This window comes from Stenotrophomonas sp. PS02301 (assembly GCF_029959485.1).
In the GTDB taxonomy this organism is placed as follows: Bacteria; Pseudomonadota; Gammaproteobacteria; order Xanthomonadales; family Xanthomonadaceae; genus Stenotrophomonas; species Stenotrophomonas maltophilia_Z.
The window spans coordinates 1-15,008 of the sequence record NZ_JASCOO010000011.1; the positions used below are offsets into that span (position 1 = coordinate 1).

Here is a 15,008-nt window from a genome sequence, read left to right on the forward strand (position 1 = left end):
TGCTGAGCCAGTGGCTGCTGGACCAGGCCGCCCGCGCCTGATGCCCTGCCCGATCGCGGCCGCCTGCGGGTGGCCGCGATCCCGCCCGGCCTGGCGCCGGGTTCTCCCTCCGCTCCAGGCCCTGCCATGTCCCGTGCTGATTTCTACCTGATCGCCAAGCCCCGCTTCCTGACCGAGCCGTTGCGCCTGGTCTGCGAACTGGCCCGCAAGGCCAATGACGCCGGGCTGTTCACCCTGGTGCTGGCACGCGACCAGGCCCAGGCCGAAGAGCTGGACGAGCTGCTGTGGGCGTTCGACAACGATGCCTACATCCCGCACCAGATCGCCGGCGAAGACATGGACGAGGAAGAGGCGCTGGTGCTGATCGCCGTTCCCGGCACCGAGGCCCCGGCCCGGCCGCTGGTGATCAACCTGCGCGACGATCCCTACCTGGCCGCCTGCGACCGCGTGCTGGAAGTGGTGCCGGCCGACCCGGAAGCGCGCGAACCGCTGCGCGAGCGCTGGCGCCAGTACAAGGCACTGGGCTTTGACCTGAACAAATACGACATGTAACCCGCGCGGCGCCCGTCCGGTCGCCGCCGCCCCCGGAGACCCTTGATGCGCCTGTTGATCGCCCTGATCTTTCCCTGGTTCGCCTTCTTCACCATCGGCCGCCCGATCGCAGGCATCCTCTGCCTGATCCTGCAGATCACGCTGATCGGCTGGCTGCCCGCCGCGATCTGGGCCGCCTACGCGGTCTCACAGTTCCATACCGACCAGAAGATCCGCCGCGCCTTCGGGCGCTGAGCTTCCGGCACCCCCACCTTCCGTATTCGATCCTGGTTCCCGCATGACCCAACTCGCCTCCAGCTACGACCCGAAAACCTTTGAAACCGCGTTGTACGACGCGTGGGAGAAGGCCGGCCATTTCAAGCCGTCCGGCAAGGGCGAGCCGTACACCATCCTGCTGCCGCCGCCGAACGTGACCGGCACGCTGCACATGGGCCACGCCTTCCAGCAGACCCTGATGGATGCACTGGTGCGTTACCACCGCATGCGTGGCTACGACACGTTGTGGCAGGTCGGCACCGACCACGCCGGCATCGCCACCGAGATGGTGGTGTCGCGCAACCTGGCGCTGGCCAACACCGGTGAGACCCGCGATTCGCTGGGCCGCGACGGCTTCATCGAGAAGGTGTGGGAGTGGAAGGCGCAGTCCGGTGACACCATCGAGCGCCAGATGCGCCGTCTGGGCACCTCCAGCGACTGGTCGCGCAGCACCTTCACCATGGACCCGCAGCCGTCCGAAGCGGTGGTCGAGGCGTTCGTGCGCTGGCACGAGCAGGGCCTGATCTACCGTGGCCAGCGCCTGGTCAACTGGGATCCGGTGCTGAAGACGGCCATTTCCGATCTGGAAGTGGAGAGCGTGGAGGAAGACGGCTTCCTGTGGTCGATCAGCTACCCGCTGGCCGATGGCAGCGGCACCCTGACCGTGGCCACCACCCGCCCGGAAACCATGCTCGGCGACACCGCGGTGATGGTGCACCCCGAGGACGAGCGGTACGCGCACCTGATCGGCAAAATGGTGAAGCTGCCGCTGACCGACCGCGAGATCCCGGTGATCGCCGATGATTACGTTGACCGCGAGTTCGGCACCGGCGTGGTCAAGGTCACCCCCGCGCACGATTTCAACGATTACCAGGTCGGCCTGCGCCACAACCTGCCGATGATCAACCTGTTCACCCCGGTGGCGGCAATCAACGACAACGCCCCGGAGAAATACCGCGGGCTGGACCGTTACGAAGCGCGCAAGGTAATCCTGGCCGAGCTGGAAGACCTGGGCATCCTGGTCGAAACCCGTGCGCACAAGCTGCAGGTGCCGCGTGGCGATCGTACCCAGCAGGTGATCGAGCCGTACCTGACCGACCAGTGGTTCGTGAAGATGGACGTGCTGGCCAAGCGCGGCCTGGAGCTGGTCGAGAACGGCAGCATCCAGTTCGTCCCGGCCAACTGGATCAACACCTACCGCCACTGGATGGAGAACATCCAGGATTGGTGCATCAGCCGCCAGCTGTGGTGGGGCCACCGCATTCCGGCGTGGTTCGACGATGCGGGCAACTGCTATGTCGGCCGTGATGAAGCCGAAGCGCGCGCGAAGAACGCCCTCGCCGCCGACCTCGCCCTGCACCAGGACAGTGACGTGCTGGAGACCTGGTTCTCCTCGCAGCTGTGGCCGTTCTCCACCCTGGGCTGGCCGAACGAGCAGGCGATGGACGCGCGCGGTTTCGAGCGCTACCTGCCGTCGTCGGTGCTGATCACCGGGTTCGACATCATCTTCTTCTGGGTGGCCCGCATGATCATGGCCACCGACAGCTTCACCGGGAAGATTCCGTTCAAGGACGTCTACATCACCGGCCTGATCCGCGATGCGCAGGGTCAGAAGATGTCCAAGTCCAAGGGCAACGTGCTCGACCCGCTGGACATCATCGATGGCATCTCCATCGAAGACCTGGTCGCCAAGCGCACCACCGGCCTGATGAAGCCCAAGGACGCGCCGAAGATCGAGAAGGCGACGCGACGCGAATTCCCCGAGGGCATCATCGCCCACGGTGCGGATGCGCTGCGCTTCACCATCGCCGCGCTGGCCACCCACGGCCGCGATATCAAGTTCGACATGAACCGTGCAGAGGGCTACAAGAACTTCTGCAACAAGCTGTGGAACGCCAGCCGCTTCACCCTGATGAACACCGAGGGCAGCAGCTTCACCGGCGTGCCGCAGCCGCGCACCGATGCCGAGCGCTGGATCCTCGCGCGCCTGGCCGCGGTCTCGGCCGAAGCGCAGACGCATTACGCCAACTACCGTTTCGATCTGCTGGCGCAGTGCCTGTACGAATTTGCCTGGAACGCGTTCTGCGATTGGTTCCTGGAACTGACCAAGCCGGCCCTCAACGGCGCCGACGCGGACGATGCCAACAGCACCCGCCACACCCTGCTGTACGTGCTCGAAGCGCTGTTGCGCCTGCTGCACCCGCTGACCCCGTTCGTCACCGAGCAGCTGTGGCGCCAGGTCGCCCCGCGCCTGGGCATCACCGACGACACCATTTCGCTGCGGCCGTACCCGACCGCCGGGGAGTTCGCCGGTGATTTCGCCCGCGCCGAAGCCGACGTGGAATGGCTGAAGTCGATGGTCAACGCGCTGCGCCGCGTGCGCAGCGAGTTGAACGTGCCGCCGTCCAAGCTGGTGCCGCTGCTGCTGCAGGGTGGCAACGACGACGACCGTGCGCGCATGACCCGCTTCACTTCCTCGCTGTCGTTCCTGCTCAAGCTGGAGCGCATCGAGTGGCTGGCCAACGGCAGTGACACGCCGCCGGCGGCTGCTGCGATCGTGGGCGATCTCACCTTGCTGGTGCCGCTGGAGGGCCTGGTCGATCTGGGTGCCGAACGCGGGCGCCTGGACAAGGAAATCGCCCGGGTGGAATCGGAGAAGGAAAAGAGCGGGACCAAGCTGGCCAAGTTCACCGACAAGGTGCCGGCGGCCGTGGTCGAGCAGGAGCGCGTGCGCCTGGTCGAATGGACCGCCCAGCTGGACGGCCTGCGTTCGCAGCGCGCGAAGCTGTAAGCGCACGGGTAGAGCCACGCCATGCGTGGCTGCCTTCCGGGGCGGGATGGCGTGCAGCCACCCATGGGGTGGCTCTACCCATGGGCCGATAACGTAGGTAGGGCCCGCCCGCGCGGTTACGGGCCCGATGCCTGCCCATCTGCGGCATGATGCGGGTTCGTCCACGGATTGAATGACCGCCGACACGATGTCGCTGTCCCTCTTCTGCATCGTGCTGTTGGCCGCCCTGCTGCATGCCAGCTGGAACGCGATCGTCAAACGCGGCACCGACACGCTGTTGACCACGATCCTGGTCACCGGGTCGGCTGCCCTGATCGCGGCGATCGCGCTACCGTTCGTACCGGCCCCCGCGCCACAGAGCTGGCCATGGCTGGCCACCTCGACCCTGCTCCAAACCGGGTACTACGTCCTCGTCGCGCGCACCTACCAGCTGACCGACATGAGCGCGTCCTACCCGCTGATGCGCGGCTGCGCGCCGATCCTGGTCGCGCTGATCAGCACGCTGTTTCTGGGTGAGCGCCTGGCATGGATCGCGTGGGCCGGCATCGGGCTGATCTGCCTGGGCATCCTGTGCATGACCCGCGGCACCTCGCGCCAGCATCTGTGGCTGCCGCTGCTCAATGCCGGTGTCATCGCCACCTACACCTTGGTCGATGGTTGGGGCGCGCGTCACTCGGGTGCCGTGGTGAGCTACACGTTGTGGCTGTTCCTGCTTTCCGGCCTGCCTTTGCCACTGTGGGCGTTGTGCACACGCGCCGGCGCGCTGCGTGACTATGCGCGCCGCAACTGGGGCTACGGCATCACCGGCGGCATCGGCACGCTGGTCTCCTACGGGCTGGCGCTGTGGGCCATGACGGTCGCGCCGATCGCGATGATCGCCGCACTGCGCGAAACCTCGATCTTGTTCGGCATCCTGATCTCGGCCTGGCTCCTGCGCGAACGCGTTACCCGCCAACGCTGGATCGCTGCGGGCCTGATCGTGCTCGGGGCGATAGTGCTGCGGATGGTGTAGAGCCCCCCATGGGTGGCTCTACACCACGCTGTCAGAGCGGCGGCATCACCTGGATGTCGTCGTCGACCAGCTCGATGGCCATCACCAGCGCATCCTCGCGCCCGTCGCGGGCAGGGTAATAGCGCGGCCGGCGGCCGATCTCGTTGAACCCTTCGCTGTGGTACAGCGCCACCGCCGAGGTATTGGACGGGCGCACTTCCAGGAACACCCGGTGCGCACCGTGGTCACGCGCCAGCTTCACCAGCGCGCGCAGCAGGTAGCGGCCGTGGCCGCGCGATTGGCACAGCGGGTCCACACAGATGTTGAGGATATGCGCTTCATCGGCGGCGATGCTGAGCAGGCCATAGCCCATCAGCAGACCGTCCTCTTCCATCGCCAGGCCGGGATAACCGGCACGCAGGCAGTCCTGGAAGATGCCGCGGGTCCACGGGTACGGGTAACCGCGCACCTCGATGGCCATCACCGCATTGAGGTCGCTTTCGCGCAGCGCGCGCAACGACAACGGCCGCGGCGAGCTCACCGCGCTCACGGTCGGCCCCGCTTGCGCAGGGCGCGCAGCTGCGGCCACAACGCGCGCTTGGCGGCGGCACTGCTGCGCAGTTCATCCAGGTTCCAGCTGGCCATCAAGGCCTGGGTGTCCGGCTCGGCCGGGTTGCAGCCGGAGGCGCGCAACAGGGCGATCTGCAGGCGATCGGGCATCCGGACCGCCGCGCGGCGGCCTCCGCCTCCGCGTGCCGGCGTGGCCGCCGGGACGGATGGCGGCGCGCCTTCTTCGACCGTGCGCGGCGCGCTTCGGCGTACCGGCGCGGGCGCATCCACCGCCGGTGCTGGCCGCGACTGGCGCACCGGCGCGGACGACTCGGCGAGCGGCGCCGCGCTGAGCTGGACATCAGGTACCGCAGCGGCTTCCGGCTCGACGCTGCCGTCGACGAACACCGTATAACCCATCGCCTGCAGCCAGGACTGCTGCGCCGGCGACCACAATGGCGGCAGCGCCTGCCCGCTCACGCGTTCGGCTCGACCGTCTTGCGGGTGCGCTGCCACGCCCAGTAGCACGGGCCGGACAAGGCATACACCACGCCCACCGCGAACAGCACGCGCGGCAGATCAATGACCATGATCGCGATGGCGATCGGCACCAGGGCCAGCGCCAGGAACGGCACGCGATCCGCGCGCGGTCCTTTCTCGCCACTGCCCTTGAAGCTCCAGAAGCGGATCCGGCTGACCATCAGCAGTGCCGACACCAGGGTCACGCCCAGCGCGACATAGCGCAGCTGGTTGCCGTCCCAGCCGAGGTTGCCATCAGCGAAAGCCCAGACGAAGGACATCATCAGGCCGGCCGCAGCCGGGCTGGCCAAGCCGATGAACCAGCGCTTGTCGACCACGGTTACCTGGGTATTGAAGCGGGCCAGGCGCAGCGCGGCGCAGGCGGCATACAGGAAGGCGACCGCCCAGCCAACGCGGCCGAGCACCGGGTCGTCGAACTTCAGCCAGGACAGCGACCAGTGGTACATCACCAGGGCCGGGGCCATGCCGAAGCTGACCAGATCGGCCAGCGAGTCGTACTGCACGCCGAATTCGCTGCTGGTGCCGGTCAGGCGGGCCACACGGCCGTCCAGGCCATCCATGACCGCCGCGACAAACACCGCGACTGCGGCATTCACGAAGTCGCCGTTGGCCGCGGCGATGATCGCGTAGAAGCCGGCGAACAGGCCTGCGGTGGTGAACAGGTTGGGCAGCAGGTAAATGCTGCGCGAGCGCGGCGGGGGTTTCATCTGATCCATGCGGCCAGTTTAGCTTGCCAGCACCGGCGCGGGGTGCTGCAATCGCGGTTCTGCCCCGTTCCCGGAGTTGCCATGCGTGCCCTGTCCCGTCTGAGCGCCCTGCTGCTGCTCGCCAGCGCCACGGCCAGCGCCGGCACTGTCTATAAGTGGAAAGACGCCAACGGCGTCACCCAGTATTCGGAGAAGCCGCCGGCCGGGCAGAAGTACGAGGCCCGCCAGGTCGAGAACCGGGACCCGCTCCCGCGCGAGACCGCCACCGCCCCGGCCGAGAACAAGGCCTGTACCGACGCCCGCGGCAATCTCACCCTGCTCAACGGGCCGGGCAAGGTCATGCAGGACGCCGATGGCGACGGCACGGCCGATACCGCCCTGACCGACGAGCAGCGCAGCGCCCAGAAGACCTTGGCCGAGGCCGCCATCCAGGCCTACTGCACCCCCAAGGCCTGAGCCACCGGCCCCGTCGAGGCAGCCAAAACCAACGGCAACACCCATCGCGGCGGCCGGACTGGCAGAATATCGGCTTCTGCCGTTCAGCGAAGCCGACGATGCGCCTCTCCCAGTTCCACCTGCACACCACCAAGGAAACCCCCAGCGACGCGGAGCTGACCAGCCACCGCTTGATGCTGCGCGCGGGCATGATCCGCAAGCTGGCCTCGGGGCTGTACACCTGGTCGCCGCTGGGCCTGCGCGTGCTGCGCAAGGTCGAGCGCATCGTGCGTGAGGAAATGGAGCGTGCCGGCGCGGTGGAATTCCAGATTCCGACCCTCCAGCCCAAGGAACTGTGGGAAGCCACCGGCCGCTGGGAAAAGTTCGGCCCGCAGCTGCTGAAGATCAAGGATCGCAAGGAGCAGGTGTTCTGCTACAGCCCGACCGCTGAAGAAGCCGCCGCGGATTTCGCGCGCCAGGAGCTGTCCAGCTACAAGCAGCTGCCGGTCAATTTCTTCCAGATCCAGACCAAGTTCCGCGATGAGATCCGGCCGCGCTTCGGCGTGATGCGCTCGCGCGAATTCCTGATGAAGGACGCCTACTCCTTCCACCTGCACGATGACTGCCTGGTGCGCGAGTACGAGAACATGAAGGCGGCCTACAGCCGCATCTTCACCCGCCTGGGCCTGGATTTCCGCATGGTGCAGGCCGACTCGGGCGCGATCGGTGGCGATGCCTCGCAGGAATTCCACGTGATCGCCGAGTCCGGCGAAGACGCACTGGTGTTTTCCACCGGCTCGGATTACGCGGCCAATATGGAAGCGGCCATCGCCGCGGCCCCGGGCGAGCGCCCGGCCGCCAGCGAAGCGCTGCGCAAAATCGATACGCCCACGCAGAAAACCTGTGAAGCCGTGGCCGCCCTGCTTGGCCTGGGCCTGGAGCGCACGGTCAAGTCGATCGCGATCATGAGCGAAGCCGGTTTCGTGCTGGCGCTGGTGCGCGGCGATCACGACGTCAATGAAATCAAGCTCGGCAAGGTCGAGGGCCTGCAGGGCTACCGCATGGCCAGCGAGGCGGAGATTGCCACGCACCTGGGCAGCGAGCCGGGCTTCCTCGGCCCGCTCAATCCGGCCCTGCCGATCCGCATCGTGGCCGACCGCGACGTCGCCGCGCTGGCCGATTTCGTCATCGGTGCCAATGAAGCCGGCTTCCATATCGCCGGCGTCAACTGGGGCCGCGACCTGCCCGAACCGGAAGTGGCGGACATCCGCAACGCCAAGGCCGGTGATCGTGCCGCCGATGGCGGTGAACTCAAGATCGCCCGCGGCATCGAAGTTGGCCATGTGTTCCAGCTCGGCCGCCAGTATGCGCAGGCGTTGAATGCGACCGTCCTCGACGAGAACGGCAAGGCCGCGGTATTGGCGATGGGCTGCTACGGCATCGGTATTTCGCGCATCGTCGCCGCGGCGATCGAGCAGAATCATGACGACGCCGGCATTATCTGGCCCGACGCGATGGCGCCGTGGCAGGTGGTGGTCTGCATGATCAACCCGAAGCAGGACGAGACCGTAGCGGCCACCGCCGCCGAGCTGCTTGCACAGTTGCAGGCCGCCGGCCTGGATGTGGCGCTGGACGACCGCGGCCTGCGCCCGGGCGCGATGTTCGCCGACATGGAACTGATCGGCGTGCCGCACCGCATCGTGGTCTCCGAGCGCGGCGTCGCCGCCGGCACGTTCGAGTACCGCGCGCGCAATGCCGCCGAAGCGGAGGTCCTCGACAAGGACACACTGCTGGCAAAATTGACGAAGTAAAGACAAAGGCCGGGTGAATAACCCGGCCTTTTCAATGGTGGACCCGGTTTCAATATCTCCGGTTTGTTTGTGTATTTCGCAAAAGAGAATGTATGCTGTTTCCGACGCCAAGGACCGGCTCACCCTGTCCTTAATATATTGCGGAGTAGTAGATGAGCATTGACCTGAGCGGCCTGTCCGCCAAAGAGCTGGGCGCGCTGATCAAGAACGCCAAGAAGCAGCAGACCATCGTGGCCAAGCGTCCGGCGATCACCAAAGTCCGCGCACAGCTGACCAAGCTGGCCAAGGCCCAGGGCTATTCGGTGGAAGAACTGTTCGGCGGCGCTGCCCCGGCCGCACGTGGCCGCGCCGCGAGCAAGGCCACCAAGGCCCCGGCCAAGGCCGTGCGCAAGCTCGGCAAGGTCGCCCCGAAGTATCGCAACCCGGCCAACCCGAAGGAAACCTGGACCGGCCGTGGCAAGCAGCCGCGCTGGCTGGCCGCGCATACCGCCAAGGGCAAGAAGGTCGAAGAGTTCCTGATCAAGAAGTAAGCCGGTCAGTCACTGCTGCACATGAAAACGCCGGCTTCGCGCCGGCGTTTTCGTACCCGTTGATGGCGCGCGCGGTGACCGGGCGGTCAAAGATTCTTGCGCGCCGGGATCAGCAGATTACCGAACAGCAGGCCGGCCACCAGCGCCATCACCACGTTGAGCACCGTCATCAGCACGGTCTGCCCGGCGCTCATGTCCTGCTGCTGGACCAGCGTCAGCACGCCGCGCAGGCTGGTACTGCCGGGCACCAGCATGATGATGCCGGGCAGGCGGATGATCGCGCCCGGTCGCTGCGCCAGCCGACCGAACAGATTGCCGGCGGCGGTCAGCAGCATCGCGGACATGAAAATGCCGGCCGGGATGCCCCACGCCTGTCCGGCGAATTTCGATATCGCATAACCGGCGACGGCCGCCGCCATCACCCAGGGGAAATCGCGGCGGTTGGCCTTGAACAACATCGCGAACGCGAACGCGGCCAGCAGCAACGCGCCCCATTCGACCCAATCGGCCTGCGGCCGCGAAGCGCGGACCAGCGGCTCCAGCCCGACGATGCCCGACAGCGTCACCGCGATCACCGCGCCCACCGTCAGTTTCAGGATCGTGGTCACCGCACCGGCAAACCGCGCCGTGCCCGAAACCCAATGCTGGCTCGCCAGCTCATTGACCGCATTGGTCAGCGACATCCCGGGCAGCAGCACCACCAGCGAGGCGATGATCACCGTGTTGAGGTTGAGCGCGCCGATGAAGGAGGCCACCAGCGTCGCCACCGAGCCGGCCAGCAGGGCCGCCAACGCCTCGTTGGCTTCGCGCGTGGCCGGGCGACGGTCGGTATACATGCCCATGACGCCGATCAGCAGACCGATCACGCCGGCGGTGGCGATATCCAGCCACGGCAGTTTCCACAGGCCGGCCACGCCCGCTGCGCCGAGGCTGTAGGAAAGGATGGTGCGGATCTTGCCCCAACGGCCAGGATCCTTGTCCAGCTGGCGCAGCGCGGTATGGCCCTGCGCGATGCTCATGGCGCCGTTGGCCACCGCATCGGTGATCTGGTCGGCGATGCTGAGTTTATGCAGGTCGTTCTCGCCCGGTGCCAACCGGATCACACGGGTGATGTCCGATGAACCGATCGCCTTGGTCGGGTCGCTGAAACTCAGGATCAGGCCAGTCGGGTTCGACCACGGCTCGCAATCCAGGTCCAGGCGCTGCGCCAGCGCGACCACGGCTGCTTCCAGCCGCTGCGCGGTGGTGCCATAGCTGTGCAGGCGCCCGGCCATTTCCGAAACGAAGGCCACGCGCTGTGCGTAGGTGGCCGGTGGTGCAACGATGGTGGGGGCGTCGGCAGACATGCGCCGTAGTATTACCCGAACACGCCCCGGCCTGAAGAATCCCGGTGTCATCGTGCGCCTGCGTGCAGGAACGGGGCGCACTGACCGACGCGTTCAGCCCGTCCCGGCGCATACGCGAGCCATGCACCCGGACAGGGTATGCTGCGCGCAGGACGCCTACATGACCTCAGACCAAGCCCCCCATCTCGAGCAGGATGCCCAGGACCCCGGCCTGATCCGGTTGTCTGGCCATTGGACTTTACGCACCGCGCTGGACGCGGCCGAAGTGCTGCGTGGCCTTCCGGAGAACGTGACCGGCCTGGATGCCAGCGGGATCACCCTGCTCGACTCGGCCGGTGTGCTGCAGTTGCTGCGCGTGGCCCACCGCGCCGATCTCGGCGAGGATGCGGTGACGTTCCGCGAGGAACATCGTGCGCTGGTCTCGACCATCGAGGAAGTCGCCGACGACCGGCCCAAGGCCAAGCGGGACTTCGGCGTGCTGGCCGCGCTGGAGCGGCTCGGTGTCAGCGTGCACGGCATGGGCCACAACATCGTGGCACTGGCCAGTTTCCTTGGCGAGAACCTGGTCAAGGGTGCGCGCCTGATCAAGGAGCCGCGCCGTTTCCGGCTCACTGCCACGGTCGCCCAGATGGAACAGGTCGGCTTGGATGCAGTGCCCCTGGTCGCCCTGCTGTCCTATCTGGTGGGCGCGGTGATCGCCTTCCTCGGCTCCACGATCCTGCGCGACTTCGGCGCCGAGATCTACGTGGTCGAACTGGTCAGCATCGCCTTCCTGCGTGAGTTCGCCGTGTTGTTGACCGCGATCGTGCTGGCCGGCCGCACCGCCAGTGCGTTCACCGCGCAGATCGGTGCGATGAAGGCGCGCGAAGAAATCGACGCAATGAAAACGCTGGGCCTGGACCCGGTCGATCTGCTGGTGCTGCCGCGCTTGATCGCGCTGTTGATCACGTTGCCGCTGCTGACCTTCATCGCAATGATCGCCGGCCTGGCCGGTGGCATCACCGTCGGCGCCTTCGATCTGGATATCCCGCCGCAGATGTATATCGCGCGCATGCACGACACCATGGAAGTACGCAACATGCTGGTCGGCCTGTCCAAGGCGCCGGTGTTCGCGCTGGTGATCGGCCTGATCGGCTGCCTGGAGGGCCTGAAGGTGGAAGGCACCGCGCAGTCGGTCGGCGAGCGCACCACCTCCAGCGTGGTGCAGGCCATTTCGCTGGTGATCATCCTCGACGCGTTCGCCGCGCTGTGGTTCATGAAGATGGGCTGGTAACCGATGATCACCGACACCGCCCCGGCCCCTGACCGCGACGACGCCGCCACGGATGAAGGTGAACTGCTGATCCGCGTGCGCGGGCTGACCAACCGTTTCGGCGCCCAGGTGGTACACGACGGCTTGGATCTTGATGTCCGACGCGGCGAGATCCTGGGCGTGGTCGGCGGCTCGGGTACCGGCAAATCGGTGTTGATGCGCAGCATCCTGGGCCTGCGCACGCCGGACGATGGCCAGATCGAGGTGCTGGGCGTCGATGCCCGCTCCAGCGACCCGGCCAACCGCCTGCATATCGAACGCAACACCGGCGTGCTGTTCCAGGACGGTGCGCTGTTCTCGTCGCTGACCGTGGGCGAGAACGTGCAGGTACCGCTGAAGGAACATCACGGCGAGCTGCCCGAGCGCTGGCATTACGAACTGGCCCTGCTCAAGGTCAAGCTGGCCGGCCTGCCCGCCGATGCGATCAACAAGCTGCCCTCGCAGCTGTCCGGTGGCATGCGCAAGCGCGCCGGCCTGGCCCGGGCGCTGGCGCTGGACCCGCCGCTGCTGTTCCTGGATGAGCCCACCGCCGGGCTGGACCCGATCGGCGCGGCCGCCTTCGACCGCCTGATCAAGACCCTGCAGGAAGCGCTGGGCCTGACTGTCTTCCTGATCACACATGATCTGGACACGCTGTATGCGATCTGTGACCGGGTGGCGGTGCTGGCCGACAGGAAGGTCATCGCCAATGCCCCGCTGCACGAGATCGAACAACTGGACCACCCGTGGATCCAGGAGTACTTCCACGGACCGCGCGCGCGTGCTGCGCGCGATGCAAAGCACGAGAGCGAGTAAGCCATGGAAACCAAAGCCAATTACGTCCTGATCGGCGCCTTCACCCTGGTGGTGGGACTGGCGCTGCTGGCCTTCGGCCTGTGGGCCGCCAAGTACTCATCCGATCGCACCTGGACGGAATACCGCGTGGTGTTCCGCGAGGCCGTCACCGGCCTGTCGGTGGGCAGCCCGGTGCAGTACAACGGCATCGCGGTCGGCTCGATCACCGAACTGAACCTGGTGCCGGATGACCCGCGCCAGGTGGTCGCGCGGATCCGGCTGAACTCCAATACGCCGGTCAAGACCGACACCCGCGCCAAGCTGGCGATCACCAGCCTGACCGGCCCGTCGATCATCCAGCTCAGTGGTGGTACCCCGCAGTCCGCCGCACTGACCGCGGTCAACAAGGACCCGGCCCCGATCATCCCGACTACCCCGTCTGCGCTGCAGAACATCACCGACGTGGCCAACCGCATCGTCGAGCGCATGGACCAGGTGCTCAGCGACCGCAACGTGGCCAGCATCAACGCGACCCTGGCCAACCTGGAAACCATCAGCGGCGGCCTGGCCGACCGCGACCAGGGCACCCAGGCGCTGCTGCTCAGCGCGCGCGATGCCGCCCGCAGCCTGGATGTCACCCTGAAGAGCACCAATGGCACCATCCAACGCCTGGACAAGAACCTGGTGCAGCAGCTGCCGCCGATCCTGGACAAGCTGGAAACCACGCTGAGCAAGCTGGATTCGGCCGCCGGCAATGCCGATTCGATCCTTGGCGAGAACCGCGCCGCGATCAACAGCTTCGCCAACGATGGCCTGGCCCAGCTCGGCCCGACCCTGACCGAGCTGCGCGGCCTGATCCGCGATCTGCGCCGGGTCAGCGACCGCCTGGACAACAACCCGGCACGCTACCTGCTCGGCCGTGACGCACCCAAGGAGTTCGAACCCAAATGAGCCACCCGACCTTCTTCCGGCCCCTGCTGCCGATCGCCCTGATCGCCGCGCTTGGTGGCTGCTCGCTGCTGGGCAGCAACGAACGCAGCGCGGTGACCATCTATTCGCCCGTGGTCCGCATCCAGGCCGACCCGAGCTGGCCGACCGTCGATTGGCAGCTGGTGCTGGTCAAGCCCAGCGCCGCGCGCGTGGTCGACAGCCCGCGCATCAACGTGCGCCCGACCCCCTCCGAACTGGAGGTCTACAAGGGCGTGAGCTGGGCCCAGCCGGCCACCGACATGCTCGATGACGCGCTGGTGCGCGGCTTCGAGGATTCCGGCCGCATCAACGGCGTGGCCCGGGTCACCACCGGCATCCGCGCCGACTACAAGCTGGCCATGGACGTGCGTCGTTTCGAAGCGGACTACCGCGGCCAGGCCACGCCCACCGCGCTGATCGAGGTGAACGCCAAGCTGATCCACGTGATCGACCAGCGCGTGGTCGCCGACCGCACCTTCCGCCAGGAAAACCCGGTCGGCAGCAGCGACGTCGCCCAGGTCACCGCCGCGCTGGAACAGGGGCTGCAGACACTGACCACGAACGTGGTGGGCTGGACGCTGGTGACCGGCGAGCAGGATCACGCCCGCGCTGCAGTCACGCCGACCCGGGTGCGGTAATCCAGCGGAACGTGAGATTCAGGCGCTCGGCCAGCGGCCGGGCGCTCTTGGGCAGGGAATGCTGGTAATGGCGCTGGGTCTGACCGCCCATGACCAGCAGGTCGCCATGGTCCAGCAGTACCTCGGCCTTCTTGGCATGGTCGTCCCGGCGCCGCAGCAGGAACCGCCGCGCCGCGCCCAGGCTCACTGACGCGATCACCGGCGCCGGCCCCAACTCGGGCTCATTGTCGCTGTGCCAGCCCATCCCATCATCGCCATCGCGGTAGCGGTTGAGCAGCACGCTGTTGAAGGCGTGACCACAGAATTCGCCCAGCTGATCGCGCAGCGGCAGCAGCGCCGGATGCCAGGGCTGCGGCACGAATTCGGTACCGGAATAGCGGTAGCGCGCGGCCGGGTCGCCCATCCAGCAGCTCAGGCGCGGGGAATCGACCTGACGGCCGAACATGCGAATCTTGTGCACCTCCCACGGGACGTCCTCGCGGAGCGTGCGCTGGAGGGTGTCGGCGGCGTCACGGGATAGCCAGTGGCGGTGCCAGTGCACCTGGGCGTCGGGGAGGTGGAGATCCATGGGGTGACGCTAGCATTCCTTCGCCGGTGTGCGTATCCCGACCATGGCAGGACCCTGTGGATTTGCCCCCTGTCCACCAAAGATCGAAAATGACCGCCTGCCGGACCGGCATCGTTGAAAGAGCATTCCATGGCCCCACTTCGCCTCAGCGCTTCAAACACCGCGCCGGCTGCCAGCGAGGCCGTGACCAGCGCGCGCCACTTCACTGCACCCACGCCGCTCGCTGCGCGCCATCAGGAT

Annotated in this window: 15 protein-coding genes and 1 pseudogene; 11 read left to right on the forward strand and 5 right to left on the reverse strand. The window is 66.9% G+C overall.

Translation table 11 applies throughout. From position 1 onward, the window contains the following. Window positions 1–126: 126 nt before the first annotated feature. From QMX81_RS04640 to QMX81_RS04655, 4 genes are all read left to right on the forward strand, one after another. Complete coding sequence (locus QMX81_RS04640) at window positions 127–552, forward strand: DNA polymerase III subunit chi (protein WP_019182556.1); 426 nt, start codon at window positions 127–129, stop codon at window positions 550–552. Window positions 553–597: 45 nt separating this feature from the next. Then, the gene (locus QMX81_RS04645) at window positions 598–786 is read left to right on the forward strand and encodes a YqaE/Pmp3 family membrane protein (RefSeq protein ID WP_121042605.1); all 189 of its coding nucleotides are present in this window, start codon (window positions 598–600) and stop codon (window positions 784–786) included. A 43-nt stretch (window positions 787–829) separates the two neighbouring features. Further along, window positions 830–3,598, forward strand: coding sequence for a valine--tRNA ligase (locus QMX81_RS04650; protein WP_282259130.1), 2,769 nt, complete (start codon window positions 830–832; stop codon window positions 3,596–3,598). Between the two features lie 187 nt (window positions 3,599–3,785). After that, window positions 3,786–4,610, forward strand: a complete 825-nt coding sequence (locus tag QMX81_RS04655; RefSeq protein ID WP_282259132.1) for a DMT family transporter — start codon at window positions 3,786–3,788, stop codon at window positions 4,608–4,610. 31 nt (window positions 4,611–4,641) lie between these two features. Here the strand turns inward: QMX81_RS04655 and rimI are convergent, their stop codons facing one another. The 3 genes from rimI to pssA are packed head-to-tail and all read right to left on the reverse strand — an operon-like array spanning window position 4,642 to window position 6,394. Continuing rightward, a complete protein-coding gene (gene rimI, locus QMX81_RS04660; RefSeq protein WP_121042847.1) occupies window positions 4,642–5,139 on the reverse strand; it encodes a ribosomal protein S18-alanine N-acetyltransferase in 498 nt (165 codons plus the stop codon). Continuing rightward, window positions 5,136–5,618 (reverse strand): hypothetical protein, encoded by a 483-nt coding sequence (locus tag QMX81_RS04665; RefSeq protein WP_226956622.1) that lies wholly within the window; start codon window positions 5,616–5,618, stop codon window positions 5,136–5,138. Before QMX81_RS04665 ends, rimI begins: the two co-directional genes overlap by 4 nt. After that, window positions 5,615–6,394, reverse strand: a complete 780-nt coding sequence (pssA, locus tag QMX81_RS04670) for a CDP-diacylglycerol--serine O-phosphatidyltransferase (RefSeq protein WP_121042601.1) — start codon at window positions 6,392–6,394, stop codon at window positions 5,615–5,617. The genes QMX81_RS04665 and pssA overlap by 4 nt, the downstream gene beginning before the upstream one ends. A 72-nt stretch (window positions 6,395–6,466) precedes the next feature. Here pssA and QMX81_RS04675 point away from each other — a divergent pair, with 72 nt between their 5' ends. From QMX81_RS04675 to QMX81_RS04685, 3 genes and pseudogenes are all read left to right on the forward strand, one after another. Continuing rightward, window positions 6,467–6,841, forward strand: a complete 375-nt coding sequence (locus tag QMX81_RS04675; protein WP_121042599.1) for a DUF4124 domain-containing protein — start codon at window positions 6,467–6,469, stop codon at window positions 6,839–6,841. A gap of 98 nt (window positions 6,842–6,939) precedes the next feature. Continuing rightward, on the forward strand, window positions 6,940–8,631 hold the full coding sequence (locus tag QMX81_RS04680; protein ID WP_121042597.1) for a proline--tRNA ligase: 1,692 nt from the start codon (window positions 6,940–6,942) through the stop codon (window positions 8,629–8,631). 152 nt (window positions 8,632–8,783) lie between these two features. Next, window positions 8,784–9,158 (forward strand): annotated as a pseudogene (locus tag QMX81_RS04685) (H-NS histone family protein); the annotation flags it as partial. Between the two features lie 89 nt (window positions 9,159–9,247). Here QMX81_RS04685 and QMX81_RS04690 read toward each other — a convergent pair. Further along, window positions 9,248–10,507 (reverse strand): threonine/serine exporter family protein, encoded by a 1,260-nt coding sequence (locus tag QMX81_RS04690; protein WP_121042593.1) that lies wholly within the window; start codon window positions 10,505–10,507, stop codon window positions 9,248–9,250. A gap of 160 nt (window positions 10,508–10,667) precedes the next feature. Here QMX81_RS04690 and QMX81_RS04695 point away from each other — a divergent pair, with 160 nt between their 5' ends. The 4 genes from QMX81_RS04695 to QMX81_RS04710 are packed head-to-tail and all read left to right on the forward strand — an operon-like array spanning window position 10,668 to window position 14,200. Next, entirely contained in the window at window positions 10,668–11,780 is a 1,113-nt protein-coding gene (locus QMX81_RS04695) for an ABC transporter permease (RefSeq protein WP_121042591.1), read from the forward strand. A 3-nt stretch (window positions 11,781–11,783) separates the two neighbouring features. Further along, entirely contained in the window at window positions 11,784–12,614 is an 831-nt protein-coding gene (locus tag QMX81_RS04700) for an ABC transporter ATP-binding protein (protein WP_152152444.1), read from the forward strand. Window positions 12,615–12,617: 3 nt separating this feature from the next. After that, window positions 12,618–13,544, forward strand: coding sequence for an MlaD family protein (locus tag QMX81_RS04705; protein WP_121042588.1), 927 nt, complete (start codon window positions 12,618–12,620; stop codon window positions 13,542–13,544). Next, the gene (locus QMX81_RS04710) at window positions 13,541–14,200 is read left to right on the forward strand and encodes an ABC-type transport auxiliary lipoprotein family protein (RefSeq protein WP_121042586.1); all 660 of its coding nucleotides are present in this window, start codon (window positions 13,541–13,543) and stop codon (window positions 14,198–14,200) included. The genes QMX81_RS04705 and QMX81_RS04710 overlap by 4 nt, the downstream gene beginning before the upstream one ends. On the opposite strand, the gene QMX81_RS04715 is transcribed toward QMX81_RS04710, so the two are convergent. After that, window positions 14,178–14,768: an alpha-ketoglutarate-dependent dioxygenase AlkB gene (locus tag QMX81_RS04715; RefSeq protein ID WP_121042584.1), complete on the reverse strand. Its 591-nt coding sequence runs from the start codon at window positions 14,766–14,768 to the stop codon at window positions 14,178–14,180. The genes QMX81_RS04710 and QMX81_RS04715 overlap by 23 nt on opposite strands. Window positions 14,769–15,008: the final 240 nt, after the last annotated feature.

Bases quoted from the DNA above. Each gene is read 5' to 3' on its own strand.
- QMX81_RS04640 (WP_019182556.1), top strand. From the start codon at position 127: ATGTCCCGTGCTGATTTCTACCTGATCGCCAAGCCCCGCTTCCTGACC.
- QMX81_RS04645 (WP_121042605.1), top strand. From the start codon at position 598: ATGCGCCTGTTGATCGCCCTGATCTTTCCCTGGTTCGCCTTCTTCACC.
- QMX81_RS04650 (WP_282259130.1), top strand. From the start codon at position 830: ATGACCCAACTCGCCTCCAGCTACGACCCGAAAACCTTTGAAACCGCG.
- QMX81_RS04655 (WP_282259132.1), top strand. From the start codon at position 3,786: ATGTCGCTGTCCCTCTTCTGCATCGTGCTGTTGGCCGCCCTGCTGCAT.
- pssA (WP_121042601.1), bottom strand. From the start codon at position 6,394: ATGGATCAGATGAAACCCCCGCCGCGCTCGCGCAGCATTTACCTGCTG.
- QMX81_RS04675 (WP_121042599.1), top strand. From the start codon at position 6,467: ATGCGTGCCCTGTCCCGTCTGAGCGCCCTGCTGCTGCTCGCCAGCGCC.
- QMX81_RS04680 (WP_121042597.1), top strand. From the start codon at position 6,940: ATGCGCCTCTCCCAGTTCCACCTGCACACCACCAAGGAAACCCCCAGC.
- QMX81_RS04690 (WP_121042593.1), bottom strand. From the start codon at position 10,507: ATGTCTGCCGACGCCCCCACCATCGTTGCACCACCGGCCACCTACGCA.
- QMX81_RS04695 (WP_121042591.1), top strand. From the start codon at position 10,668: ATGACCTCAGACCAAGCCCCCCATCTCGAGCAGGATGCCCAGGACCCC.
- QMX81_RS04700 (WP_152152444.1), top strand. From the start codon at position 11,784: ATGATCACCGACACCGCCCCGGCCCCTGACCGCGACGACGCCGCCACG.
- QMX81_RS04705 (WP_121042588.1), top strand. From the start codon at position 12,618: ATGGAAACCAAAGCCAATTACGTCCTGATCGGCGCCTTCACCCTGGTG.
- QMX81_RS04710 (WP_121042586.1), top strand. From the start codon at position 13,541: ATGAGCCACCCGACCTTCTTCCGGCCCCTGCTGCCGATCGCCCTGATC.
- QMX81_RS04715 (WP_121042584.1), bottom strand. From the start codon at position 14,768: ATGGATCTCCACCTCCCCGACGCCCAGGTGCACTGGCACCGCCACTGG.